Source organism: Photobacterium salinisoli (assembly GCF_003614885.1).
Taxonomy (GTDB): domain Bacteria; phylum Pseudomonadota; class Gammaproteobacteria; order Enterobacterales; family Vibrionaceae; genus Photobacterium; species Photobacterium salinisoli.
Genome location: NZ_QZMS01000007.1, coordinates 1,900,525 through 1,913,509 on the forward strand (window position 1 = coordinate 1,900,525; position 12,985 = coordinate 1,913,509).

General features: G+C 44.6%; 7 protein-coding genes and 1 pseudogene. 3 read left to right on the top strand and 5 right to left on the bottom strand.

Annotated elements, in window-relative coordinates; all coding sequences use genetic code 11:
• Positions 1-3 precede the first annotated feature (3 nt).
• Complete coding sequence (locus tag D6M16_RS09305; protein ID WP_120511539.1) at positions 4-945, top strand: competence protein CoiA family protein; 942 nt, start codon at positions 4-6, stop codon at positions 943-945.
• 27 nt (positions 946-972) lie between these two features.
• Here D6M16_RS09305 and D6M16_RS09310 read toward each other — a convergent pair whose 3' ends face one another.
• Positions 973-4,029: an AAA domain-containing protein gene (locus tag D6M16_RS09310; protein ID WP_162940961.1), complete on the bottom strand. Its 3,057-nt coding sequence runs from the start codon at positions 4,027-4,029 to the stop codon at positions 973-975.
• Positions 4,030-4,324: 295 nt separating this feature from the next.
• Here D6M16_RS09310 and D6M16_RS09315 point away from each other — a divergent pair.
• Positions 4,325-4,888: pseudogene (locus D6M16_RS09315) on the top strand (type I restriction-modification system subunit M N-terminal domain-containing protein); the annotation flags it as partial.
• Between the two features lie 55 nt (positions 4,889-4,943).
• Here D6M16_RS09315 and D6M16_RS09320 read toward each other — a convergent pair.
• The gene (locus tag D6M16_RS09320; RefSeq protein WP_120511541.1) at positions 4,944-5,351 is read right to left on the bottom strand and encodes an HNH endonuclease; all 408 of its coding nucleotides are present in this window, start codon (positions 5,349-5,351) and stop codon (positions 4,944-4,946) included.
• Between the two features lie 115 nt (positions 5,352-5,466).
• Here D6M16_RS09320 and D6M16_RS09325 point away from each other — a divergent pair, with 115 nt between their 5' ends.
• Positions 5,467-5,676, top strand: coding sequence for a helix-turn-helix domain-containing protein (locus D6M16_RS09325; protein WP_120511542.1), 210 nt, complete (start codon positions 5,467-5,469; stop codon positions 5,674-5,676).
• Between the two features lie 23 nt (positions 5,677-5,699).
• Here D6M16_RS09325 and D6M16_RS09330 read toward each other — a convergent pair whose 3' ends face one another.
• From D6M16_RS09330 to D6M16_RS09340, 3 genes are read right to left on the bottom strand one after another with little or no spacing between them, the layout of a single operon-like run.
• A complete protein-coding gene (locus tag D6M16_RS09330) occupies positions 5,700-8,912 on the bottom strand; it encodes a DEAD/DEAH box helicase (protein ID WP_120511543.1) in 3,213 nt (1,070 codons plus the stop codon).
• 16 nt (positions 8,913-8,928) lie between these two features.
• The gene (locus D6M16_RS09335) at positions 8,929-9,681 is read right to left on the bottom strand and encodes a M48 family metallopeptidase (protein ID WP_120511942.1); all 753 of its coding nucleotides are present in this window, start codon (positions 9,679-9,681) and stop codon (positions 8,929-8,931) included.
• A 14-nt stretch (positions 9,682-9,695) separates the two neighbouring features.
• Positions 9,696-12,977 (bottom strand): type I restriction endonuclease subunit R, encoded by a 3,282-nt coding sequence (locus D6M16_RS09340; RefSeq protein ID WP_120511544.1) that lies wholly within the window; start codon positions 12,975-12,977, stop codon positions 9,696-9,698.
• Positions 12,978-12,985 lie beyond the last annotated feature (8 nt).

The following is a 12,985-nucleotide window of genomic DNA, read 5'->3' on the forward strand; positions in this document are numbered from 1 at the left end:
GCCATGAAGCTCAATCGAATCCCTTTTGGTTTAAGAGTCATTGATCATTCATTTGTCGATGTTGTTGATGTGCCAAGGGGAAATCAGTGTGGGTGCATCTGTCCTTCCTGTAATACGCCTCTGATTGCTAAGCAAGGTCAAGAGAATCAATGGCATTTCGCACATGCAAGCCGAAAAGTCTCAGGAACGAGCAAAGACTGCGATTTCTCTTTCTTTGTTTCCGTGCGCATGATGGCCAGACAGATTTTTGAAACAGGCATCACAATTGATCTGCCTGATTACAAATATTCTTTAAGTAAATGGCGTAGTGGTCTGAATTTCAAAGAAGATTTCCTCATCACAAAAGCGACAACTATCCAGCTTGAGAATTGCTACAAAGAAGCATCATTTGGAAATTGCATCGTTGATATCTTGGGGGAAGTTAAGGAATTCACGCTCATCATCTATTTCACTCACCCAAATCGAGCACTCCCCTCTCACCTCAAAAACCCACGCTTTCAACAGAGTGGAATTCTCGAAATTCAGCTAGATCATACACACGATTTATTTTCAGATAGGAAGGATTCAACTCTTCGGCACATTGACCTATTGAAGAATTTTCTTCAACATGATCTCCACTCAAAAAAATGGGTACACCATCCACGCAAAGCCAAACTTGAGCGACAGGCAAGTGAACGTTTAGATGCAAAAATTACTCAACTTCAATCAAAAGAACGGAGTCAATCATCATACAAGCCGCAACATAATCAGGCTTACAAGAATGATGCTGATCCATATTTGATATCAGCAATAAACTCACCTGTTACCCTAATCCCAAAGCGTACTGCAATGTTTCGGTGTATTCTCTGCGAATGTAAATGGGAGGTTGTTTTACCAGGAAAACCCACCTGCCCAAAATGCCATACCCACCTTTATGCAGCTGAAATAAATCAGCTAAACGAATAAAGAATAATATCCAAGTTTCTACTCCCTTTAGATAAAGCTTGGCTGCACATTGGGTTCCTTAGACGCGTTCAGAGCGAGTCTCTGCCGTAACATCCCGGATGGCGAACCCGTAGCACTCATCCCAAAGACGTTAGGATCACCAAACACAATCAATGAATCTTTTGCACGAGATACAGCCACGTTCAGCATATTTGACCCAGCATCATAAAACTTACCGCTATCTTTATCGTTTTCCCCATAAACACTAGAAAACAATACAATGAAACGCTCGTCGCCTTGCAAACTATGTACTGTGCCCACGGTAATATTTTCTATCGAATGCTTTGTCAGCTCAGAGCGTATAAGTGCCGCTTGCTTGCTAAACGGCGTAATGATTCCAACGGCTTTGGACAGTACTTCAGCATCAGTCTTATCCTTCAATTTCTCATCTTGCTGCCTGGCATACTCGACAATTTTTTTGCTCTGAGACGACAACCAATCGGCAATGGCTTGGGCTTCACCAGGGTTCCCACGGCTGCCACCATACGAGCGAGAAGCAGATACGACAGGTTCCATAGTCATCGTTCCCCAGGGAACGTCGTGCTTTGCATTTCCTCTTAATGGTTCAAGCACCCCTTGATAAACAAGATCATTACAGTAACCCACAATGTCATTAAAACAGCGACGGTGTTCCGTCAGATATAAACCGCGCTGGAGCTGCTCAATTTGATGATAGCGACACTGCCTTTGGGCCACTCGCATCACATTACCACTGCTTACCAGCAAACCACTGTCCAGCCAGCTTTCGTAATCAACGTCATCGCCGAGCAACCCATACAAAGCTAAGTTGGATCGGTCTACACCTGCAGGAATACTCCAGACAGGCTCAATCTGGTCGGTATCACCGACAATCAGTGCCTTTTTCGCTAAAGCAAAACTTGCTGCTGATACATCCGGCAATGCCTGACCGGCTTCATCAACAATCAGTAAATCAATTTCCTCCAATTGAGGAAGATCCTGCCAGACATTATCCTTGTACTCTCCGGCCATAAAGGTGCTCGGGACCATATAGAAAGTGGATACAAAGCAAGGCGTTAACTTTGCGTATCGACGAAGCTTACGTAATAGCTTAAAGGGTGACTTTTTATCAGCATCATTCGACTCGACAAAAGACTTCGTTTCTTTCAACCAACGTGCTTCAAAGTAGTGCGTCGCTAATTTGAACAATCGAAAACGGTAATAACGGTCATTCAACTCCTGCACCTGTTCCGGTTTCGTTTTACTGAACAGTTTCAAATGCTTCGCGGGTGCCATCCAGCTCTCTAGCTTGCCCTGTTGCGTTAAAAAGTGGTCGAGCGCTTTTTCCGCAGCCAGCAACTCTTTTTGCAAGCAGTTCGTTTGAGTCGCAATTTGAGTCATCAGCTGATTGATATACGATTCAACCTGATCATCCGAGCTGACCTCAAGATGTCTGTCCCACTGATTGAGCAACCTCGCCGTTTTACGTTCTTCTTGCTTTCGTATATGAGGGAGCCAGATGAAGCAACGGACCCACCAAGAACGTGATTCCCAAAGGCCATATAATTCATCTAACCGTTGTTTCTCTTGTTGATAGGCCTTTTCTTGCTCTTCTAATGCGACCTTGTTTTCCGTGATCGTTTCTCGTAAACCATCTAAAGAGCCGTATTTATTATCAATGAGACTTAATGCAGACTGCCAGTTTTCCAGAAAGTCGAAGCCCTGAGAAATTTGTTTTTTCACAGCCAACATTTCACGGTGGAGTGCCTTCAATGCATCATCCACCGACTGACATTTACTTTGCTGCCATTGGCTGACTTGATTCAGAAAGTGTGTCTGTGCTTCTGTGATAAAGGTTTGTGTTTGCCATGCCTCCATACAGCCTTCTCCTTTCGGGCCAGCATAACGGTAGGGATTTTTTGAGTTCGCTTTGGCGCTTGAACAGAAATACAAACCATAGCTGTCGACTTCAGGCAACCATCGCCCCTTTAATGATTCATCCAGGCCATCTTCATCAATGCGAGCAAAGCTTTCTAGTATGTTGGTCACAGCCTGATTGTTGTTTGAGGTCGCGACGATCAGCGGCGGTTCAGACTGATTTAACGCAGCCTGCGTCCATAGGTTGGCAACCACTGAGCGTAAGAGAGTTGTTTTCCCTGTTCCTGGAGGCCCATTAACAGCCAGCACCTCACCATCAACTTGTTCAATAAAATGATGCAATGCATTACGTTGTTTGGCAGAAAGCGGAAACTCACCTGACATTTGCCCAAGGTGCTGTTGCGCTAGACCAACTGAATCTTGCTTGCTCTCAAAGGTTGAAAGCCTGGCATTCTTTCGCTCACTATAAGCCTGATAGAGTGTTGGGTAATGTTTTCTATCGATCAGAAAATCCAGCACCTTCAGTAAATTAGCTTTTGCGCCAACAACTGGCGTATCAAGCTGAAATAAGCACTGATCGCTTTGCACAAATTCATCTGAAACCAGAATCTCTGCGACTTGAGTCGGAGGTTGCTCTGCTGAAGGCTCCCGAAAAGACGTTCCTGTTGCGTGACACAACAGCCTTGCACAATAAGCTGTTAACTGTGGCCAATCTTCAATCCCCTCAAACGGGTGTTGAGTAAAAAATTCATCGATTTTCGCCATTTCAGTAAACGGCTCCGTTGATTCCTCCGAAGGCCCAATCCAGATGCGAGGGATCCAAGGGGCTTTTTTTGTGGGTTGAAGTGTGCCGTCACGGTGCAAATTAGCAAACACGACCAAAGGCAGCAGCACCGTCCGTTTTCGCTGATCATAAGCACCCCCTTGGTATTTGAGATGATCAACACGAGGGAAAATCACAATTTCAGACTGCTGCAAGGGTTCCTTATTTTTCCCCTGCCTTGCATCCAGAATTTGTGCCGCCAAACTCGGATTGATTCGTCCCTGCTGCCAAATCGATTGCTCGAATGCCAGATACGCTTCTTTGGGATCTTGTTTCTTGTCCGGCCCCAGCACCGGAAGAATATCCTTGTCTTCTGGGCACAGCCTGTCGGCATCGATCAGTGACTGGCGAAAGTAACGGCTTATTTGCGTATGATATTGGCTCATCCCTGATCCTTCTCGTTTGAATCTCATTGTGTCAATCGATCCCTAAGGTCTGTTTTGGCAAGAATTTTTACGCGCCAGCTTCTTATAAATCCATCCAATAATCAACAGATCTCATAACCGTTCATGAGTGATACATCTCTGATTCCTGTTCCGGAACAATCAAACACACTAAAAAGCACCACACTTAATCTGTTATCCAAACCATGATGCATACTTTGCACTCCCTATCAGACACCGCCAGATTCCTTCTGTATAATCGCCGGCAGTTTAACTTTGGCTAGTTCCGAGATACTTCATGACCCACAATAATTTCTCCCAAACCGCGGCTTTTATCTGGTCTGTGGCTGACCTGCTTCGCGGTGACTTCAAACAATCTCAATATGGTCGCGTAATCTTGCCGTTTACACTGCTTCGTCGCCTTGAGTGTGTGCTTGAGCCAAGCAAAGATGCTGTGGTTGCTGAGCATGAACGCATCAAAGCGATGAACCTGCCAGAAGAGGCGCAGGAAAAATTCTTGCTTCGTGCAACGCAATCACCAGCACAACCTGATGGTTTGTCATTCTTCAACACCTCGCCAATGAACCTTGGCAAGATGGGGCAAAGCAACATCAAGGCGAACCTTGAGAAGTACGTACAATCATTCTCCAAAGATGCGCGTGAAATCTTCGAGCATTTCAAGTTCGACGAGTTTGTCGGGCTGCTGGAAGATGCCAACCTGCTTTACAAAGTGGTAAAGAAGTTTGCCACCACCGATCTTAGCCCAAACAGCATTTCTAACCACGATATGGGCTTGGTGTTTGAGGAGCTGATTCGCCGCTTTGCTGAAAGCTCGAATGAAACCGCTGGTGAGCACTTTACAATGTCATATTCACCGTGTTCTAACAAAGTCCATCTTCAAGAATCTAGAAAAATTGTTACTTTTTCATAGGTCTTAACTCCTCAAGTTCCTCCGGTACTTCCAAGATTACATTCTCATCGGCTGTTAATACGCCACCATCTTTATAGCCGTAGGTTGGCTCATTAAAACTTGAACTTAGTAAGCTCTGTCGCTGCTTCTGGATTTCTTGAAGGGCAAGTCCCATATCCTTTGGACAAGGTGACCGTCCCCACCAGTTCAAAAGCAGTTCTATTTTATGCTTTGGTGGTAAGTCTTGCAGAATGCTATTCATGAGAGTGCAGCATGCAACTTGGTTGGTGAATCCTTGGTAATCTCCCATTGAGCTTGGAATGATGTGATCAATAGATGCATCACACTCAAGAAGCGGCTTTCTACAGTAAAAGCAAAAGCCACCTTGCCGGTGAATCAAAGTGCTTAGCTTCATATTATTACCCTCGTGCGTTGAAGTAGTAATATCAGATTAATGCAAAATGAGCGATATATCCCGTGGTGATATAAACTGCATTTGGTGATAGTTCTGTCTTTTGAGCAGAGCAATCATGAAAGATCCACGTTTAGTCGCATTTGGGGCAAGAATCCGCCAGTTAAGAAAAGAGAAAGGATTGTCTCAGGAGGCCTTGGCCGATCTTGCAGGGATCGACCGAAGTTATATGGGGCATATTGAGCGTGGTGATCAGAACATTACACTCACAAAAATCTACCAAATTGCTGAAGCCCTAGATATATATCCACATGAGCTGCTTCGTTAGAATTAAATATCGCCGTTAAGACGTTAACTAAAATAGCAGCTCAGTCTGGTTTCAGTCATTTCGACTATTGTAGAATAAATAGATCCAAGAAAATCTTTCATTTCTTCAGTCAGCATAGAGCTATCTACTCCTGGTTGAGCTACCGAAAATTCAAAGCTAACTTCGGAGTATTTTAATGCTTTCTTAATATCGTCAATATCAGAAGAGTTTCCCTTATAAAATCTTAATCCAGTCAACACGCCATTTTTGTTTCTGCGCTCCATGTGTTTGAGTAGCTCCTCTGGACGCCATTTATACCTTAGTGAAACTAAAGCTTGGCCACAGACCTCATACAAATCCGACAACCTTGCCCCTGAAGCTTCTTTGGAATATTTGCAGTGGACTAGTTGAAATCGGATGTGGTCATCATCAATAAAGATCGCGATTATGTCTGCGCTTTCTCCAGAATTATCATCATTAAAAACCACTTTCGCCCCATCATTGGCAAGTTTTCTCATCATGTATTCCTGTATCGAATTTTTCCTCTTGGTACTACTCTTGTACATAGATTCAATTGTAAAATTGACATCTTGCCAATCGAGTTTATTAATTTGATTATTAGGAATTCGGTCAATTACATGATCGCCGTAGTCGGTATGTATGCAACCTGATATAGTACTTCCATTTAGTAGGAACATAGTTGGTGGATTTTCTTCAAAAAACTGCTTCAAGGATATGGAGTTGTTCTTTATACCGTCAACTCTTATTTTTGAGTCCTCAAGTCCAATAACCCGCTGGCCTTTTTCCCCTCCAAGCTGCATTTCAAATGTAACTGTTTCCCCTAAAATATTTAAAGAAAATTCAGCTCTGTCTTTATTACAGTAAGTATTTCTTATTTTGCATTCTGACAGTATTACTGACTTTGAGTTCGGCAGTTCCACAGTAATTTTGTGAATCCTCAAATATAGATCTTCAGACCAATCCGTCGCTAGTATAATCACATTTTCAGGGAAAGACTCAATCTGGGTTTTTGATGCGGAGTCTTCCAACAATTGATTTGAATCTATGGCTTCGTCCGTAATCATCTTTCCTATAGATAAACACCATGACTTCCATTCTTTTAAATCTGCTAATCGAGCTGGACTCCAGATTTTACCTTTAACTGAGGCACCAACACTGACGGGGAAACCGTCTCTAAATCCAATACCAACAAAATCGGATTTTTGACAACGCTTACCTTCCTTCCATTTCGTAAGTTCAGTAGTTACATCAGCACCACTTAGCCTAGAATATCTGTGAAGATGATTCGCTGGCTTAAATATACCCGCATGAACAATACTAAGTCTCTTGATTGCATTAAAGGACCTAAACACACAATCACCTTTGATCGGCATTGGCTTTTCTTGAGTAATAGCTTCTACTAGATAGTCAATATCAAGTCGCTTTTCCGAATGCCCGATATATAAAATATTCGTATCTCGATCAAAATGCATGACTATCAAATCCCACTTTTGATCTCGCATTTTATCGCTTCTGGCCCACTTCACTTTATCTCTTCTTTGAGTAGTGAAGTAAAAGACATTCTCCAGTTCGTTGAAGAATGGCTGTGAAAGGGAATAGTGATTGGTATTAAAGGCATCTTTGAAGTATTTCCATGAAACTTTTTTCGCCTTAAAGCAAATACAGCTGAGAGCTGGGTAGATCAGCTTAGGGTTTAGTTCAATATCGGGTGAGTCAAAACCAGATATTGGCTTGCACCCTTGAAGGAATGTAAGTAAAGACTCAGCTTCGGATTTCTTAGCGTCAGCGACTTCACTTATAACCTCTTCCCAGCCAGATCCCTCTTGGAAAAGATTTTCTAACTCTGTTGACATTTTTTCTTCGGCGTAATTTACGATGAAAGTGGCGTCACCAAGGCCGTGTTGCGTTCGAGTGAATCTGCCGATAAATTGAAGTAGCACCGAAATAGACTTATGTACACCGTGTACAGCAGCTATTTTGAAATTTGGATAATCAAAACCTTCTTTGAGCATATCTACGCATACAATAATGTCATACTTGTCTTTCTTTATTTCATCAATAATTAATTTTCTTGATTTTACACCCGAGTGAACCAAGACAACATTTTCACTTGGAAACCATTCTTTATAATTTACGTACAAAATCTCTGCATGTGTTCTACTCTCTGCACGAACCATTATTTTATGTTTAGTAAAGCCTGACTCTCGGTCCTTTATTAGCTGCGATACGGCCGCGTTTGCAATTGCTTTATCTTTCTTTCTCGGGTGGCGCTCGTCAATAGATATTAATGATATTTTTGAAAAGCATTCATCTTTCAGTGCCTGTGATAGTGGATAATTATATACAACCTTTCCCTCTATTGGTTGTCTATCATTTCTGTAAGGAGTTGCTGTGAATTGAACTATCTTTGAATTATTGAATACAGACTTTAATTTCTGCCATTCGGATGCTGCAATATGGTGCGCTTCATCAAAAAATACATGGGAAAACAGGCCTGAAAATTTTTGAATGATTTCATCTGGAGAACGAGCAAAGAATGCCGGTGTGGATATTACGACTTCAGACTCAAGAATTACATCAATATGTTCGTGCTTGCTTATTGTTTTGTTTAAAACTAAAACATTAGGATATGGTGCGTCTTCGGGGATGATATTAAGAGTTTTAAGTATTCCCCACGTTTGAAACTTTTCAGATATCTGTAATTTAAGATCAATGGTGGGAGCAATAACGAGTGTCCTTTTTGCTTTATCGGCTAGGGTCAAGCACAGCATTGTTTCCGTTTTCCCAGTCCCTGTAGGCAGAACAACTGTCGCAACATCATTTGACAAAGACCAATGAGATAACAGCGAGTATATTGCACCCAATTGAGCAGGGCGAAGTCCATTACCTGAGCTATTTCTGGAGGTTATCTTTACATCTTCAAGGTATGACTCTGATGAGCCAACTATTTGGGATATTGGGCTTTTAACTTTAAATTCTTTTCCAGAAATCCCGATATTACCTTCAATATCTGCAATAAATTGAACCCCAAAAGGACTGATAAGTTGGTATTTTCTCCCTTTAATATGGAAAGCTCTAAACTCCCACACACCTTCTGGTATAGCCAATTTGGATAGAACCCCTATGGGAGTCCTATTTTTCTGGAGGAAGAGCGGCTTTTCTATATTTAGTCGCTCTATGTGTTCCAAAGCTAAGCTAGCTTGGCCACTAATCACATTCGAATTATTAAAATCCATTTAATCCCTCCAATATTTACGCAGAGAATATGAGATGTACCATCCCATCCAATCGTTCTTTAGTCTTTTCCCAATTTGGCATTACCTGGCCCATTAGCCGGTAGAACCGCTCGCTGTGGTTATGTTCAGCGATGTGGCAAAGCTCATGAAGAATCACATAATCAATACACTCACGAGGTGCTTTAACCAGGTGAGGATTCAGTGTAATTCGCCCTTTAGGTGAACAGCTGCCCCATTGGGTTTGCATGGTCAATATGCGAAGCGGTGGCCGTTCTTCTACCCAAAGGGCTTGCTCCAGCATGGCATCGAGGCGCTTGGCGAAGGTTTCCTTAGCCCGCGCTTTGTACCAGTCTGTTAGTAGCTCTTTAACCTTGTCAGCGGATTTTGTTCTTACCGAAACTTCCAACTTGCCACGTAGTAGTTTCACACCTTGAGCCTGCTCCGGCGCTTCAATCACTTTCAGCAGGTACTGTTTCCCTAGGTAGTAATGGCTTTCACCACTGATGTACTGCCGAGGGATGGTGAATTCAAGCTGTTTGCGGAAATCTCTAAGCTGCTCGTATATCCAACGTCCGCGCTTTTTAACAGCCAATAGCACAGCTTCGCTGTCAGCTTCTTCGGGAGCGAATGCAATTACCCGACAATCGGGATGAACCTTGATTAATACCTTGTCTGTGGCTTGCAGGCGCTTAACTCGCTCAAACATAATCTGCTCGTCACCATAACGGAAGCTCATGGTCTGACTTTGAGGTTTAATCGGCACATTCATCTGGTTATACCCATTCAAGCACCGTTCAACCCGACCCGAGTGATCTGAACAATCATCTCAACGATCTTCTTGGCCTGAACCATGCCGCCCCCAATGGCTTTGCATTCCTGGAACATGCGCGGCAGTAGCTTTTTACGAATATCGGCTTCGATGTTCTGTGGGTTGATGGAGTTTTCCGCGACAGAGGTTTCTACCGCCTGATCAATTTCAAAGGCGACTTTGACCCACTTATCCTGAACCTGGCTGTCGAGCACAGCTAAGGCTTCAGGCAGCACTTTCTTGAACACACCAAAGTAAGCCTGAGCATGACGATTACCGGCAAACGCATCGGGTATGTCGTTCAAGCGTCTGTCTTGTACTTGCTCTTCAAATTCACGGAACAGCATGTACTGCTTCAATGGGTGGTCGAACAGTTTTTCAGCTTCCTCAATAGCTTGGCGCAGCAATTTTGAAAATGCTTCCTGAGCATAAGGGTCATCCCGTAGCTCTTGTTCAATCATGCGTGTCACACGGGTTTTGATGATGTCGGTTTCGTTGCGGGTTTTATCTTCGCTCCAGTCTTCCGGCTGTTGCTTTTGCCCCATCTTACCCACTTCATACACGCCACCGGGTTCTTTCACCTCAATACCCACCACATGCTTATCCAGCAGCTTTTTCACTTGTTCGGCGTATTCGTCGTAGTCAATCCTCTCACCGGCATCTTGCTGCACAAGTTGGCGCAGGCTGGAGAATTGCTTCACCGTTTCTTTGTAGTGACGACGATCCTGGTCGCTAAAGCTCTTATCTTCAAAGAAGGTGGCTGATTGCAGCGCTACCTTTAAACAGCTTGCGAAGGCCGTTAGGGCTTCGTAGAAGTCTTCACGCACCTTTAGATGCACGTCAACCAGCTCTCCATCTCGTTCTTCAATCTTTGGTACTAGCACCTGACGCAATTGTTCAATGTCGTTCTTGTTTTTGACGCCATCGAATATGGCCCATAGCTGCTTATAGAGCTGTGGTAGGCGCTTATACTCTGTACTCATTTGGTTGTATAGGCCTGCAATATCATTGATGTCGTAACCGCCCTGAGTGCGGGAGGCCAGATCCTGATATTTTTGGATGGTGGTATCCAGTTCCGCCAGAATGCCGCGATAGTCGATGAGCAGACCAAATTTCTTTTTCGGGTGCAGGCGGTTTACCCGTGCAATCGCCTGGATCAGGTTGTGCTCTTTCAGGGGTTTGTCGATATACAGAACAGCGTTTTTCGGTTCATCAAAGCCGGTGAGCAGCTTATCAACCACGATGAGTATCTTCAGTGAATCATCTTTATCGAAGCGCTCGATAAGGTGTTTGGTGTAAGCCTGTTCATCCTGGCTGCCCACGTTGTCTTTCCACCACTGGGTCACTTCCGGTGTGGTGGCCTCATCCACAGCAGTGTTACCTTCACGGCTATCGGGTGGGCTCATCACAACGGCCGATTCAAACAAGCCTGCTTCGTCGAGATACTTTTTGTACTTGATGGCAGATGCTTTGCTGTCGCAGGCTAATTGGCCTTTCAAACCTTCGTCGATGTTCTTTACGAAATGGTTAGCAATATCCAGGGCAATCAAACGAATGCGGTCATCCGCACCGTATACCTGGCCCTTCTTGGCAAACTTGCGCTTTAGGTCAGCCTTTTGCTCGTCTGAAAGTCCTTCGGTAATACGCTCAAACCAACTGTCGATGGCGCGTTCATTCATATCCAAGTCGGGAATGCGCTCTTCGTACAACAGCGGCGTCACCGTTTGGTCTTCCACAGCACGCTGCATGGTGTAAGCATGCACAATAGGGCCAAACTTATTGGTGGTCTTGTCGTCTTTTAACAGTGGTGTGCCGGTGAAGGCGACAAAGGCAGCGTTAGGCAGCGCCTGCTTCATACGAATGTGGTTTTCACCACCCTGGCTGCGATGGCCTTCATCAATCAGCACAATAATGTCAGAGCTGTTGTTTACACACTCTGGCATTTTGGTAGCGGTATTAAACTTCTGGATGAGCGAGAAGATAATTCGCTCCGTGCCTTTACCAATCTGTTCAGCTAGGCGTTTGCCAGAGGTTGCCATGGCTGCTTCTTTGTCTTTTTTACCGGCCAATTCACCGCCCGAGGCAAAAGTTTTGCTCAACTGGGTTTCCAGGTCTACCCGGTCAGTCACCACCACAATACGGCATTGCTTCAGGCTTTCGTGTAGTATCAGCGCCTTACTTAAAAACACCATAGTGAATGACTTACCCGATCCTGTGGTATGCCAGATCACACCACCTTCACGGCCACCGGTGACGCTGCGGGTATTGATACGTTCAATCAGCCGCTTGATACCAAATACCTGCTGATAACGGGCAACGATTTTGCCAGCCTTTTTATCGAACAAGGTGAAATAACGGGTCATCTCCAGCAACCGGGCAGGACTTAACAGACTGATCAGTAATTGATCCTGACCAGTCACAGCAAGCTCCCCCGCAGCGGTCAGGCTCTGGTACCAATCCAGGTCTTTTGCCGGACGGTGGGTGAATAGGCCTGCCAACTGTTCATCTTGGAGCACTTTGTTTTTGATGGCGTACATCTCGGCATCAGAGATGTCTTCTTCACGCCAGGCGGCCCAGAACTTAGCGGGTGTGCCACAGGTACCATAGCGGCCTTCGTTGCCGTTTATGGATAACAACATTTGGCTATAGGCGAACAGTAACGGGATTTCGTCATGGCGCTGGTTACGCAGGCTTTGCGAAATGCCTTCGTCAATGGTGGGGCCCTTTTTCGCATTGCCATCCGGGCGTTTCGCCTCAATTACAACCAGAGGAATACCGTTCACAAAGCAGACAATATCCGGTCTGCGGTTTTCCACGCCGCTCGAGCGGGTAACGGTAAACTCTTCGGTGAATACAAAGCTGTTATTGGCTGGATTTTGCCAATCAATCAGCGCAACGGTCGGGCTAGCCTTTTTGCCATCGATAAACTCAGTGACAGAAATGCCATACAGCAGGTGGTTGTACAAGCGCTCATTGGCAGTTAACAGGCCTTCGTTTAGTGCAGGGCTACACACCTCGGCAATCAAGTTGTCGATAGCCTTTTCAGATAACGGGTAGCTCTTACCCGCAAAGGTAAAAGTGCGCTTCTTGAGTTCACTGCGTAGCACCTGGCGTAAAACCACTTCATCGGCTTTACCACCACGGGCGGCTAATGCGAGTTCAGGAGAGAGGAATGACCACCCGAGGTTGGTCAATAACGCCAGGGCCGGTAACTTGGCACTGTATTCTTCCTGAAATTTGGGTGTGTATTGTGTCATTGTTATCT

Coding starts and splice junctions, on each gene's coding strand:
- D6M16_RS09305 (WP_120511539.1), top strand. CDS start 4: ATGAAGCTCAATCGAATCCCTTTTGGTTTAAGAGTCATTGATCATTCA.
- D6M16_RS09310 (WP_162940961.1), bottom strand. CDS start 4,029: ATGAGCCAATATCATACGCAAATAAGCCGTTACTTTCGCCAGTCACTG.
- D6M16_RS09320 (WP_120511541.1), bottom strand. CDS start 5,351: ATGAAGCTAAGCACTTTGATTCACCGGCAAGGTGGCTTTTGCTTTTAC.
- D6M16_RS09325 (WP_120511542.1), top strand. CDS start 5,467: ATGAAAGATCCACGTTTAGTCGCATTTGGGGCAAGAATCCGCCAGTTA.
- D6M16_RS09330 (WP_120511543.1), bottom strand. CDS start 8,912: ATGGATTTTAATAATTCGAATGTGATTAGTGGCCAAGCTAGCTTAGCT.
- D6M16_RS09335 (WP_120511942.1), bottom strand. CDS start 9,681: ATGAATGTGCCGATTAAACCTCAAAGTCAGACCATGAGCTTCCGTTAT.
- D6M16_RS09340 (WP_120511544.1), bottom strand. CDS start 12,977: ATGACACAATACACACCCAAATTTCAGGAAGAATACAGTGCCAAGTTA.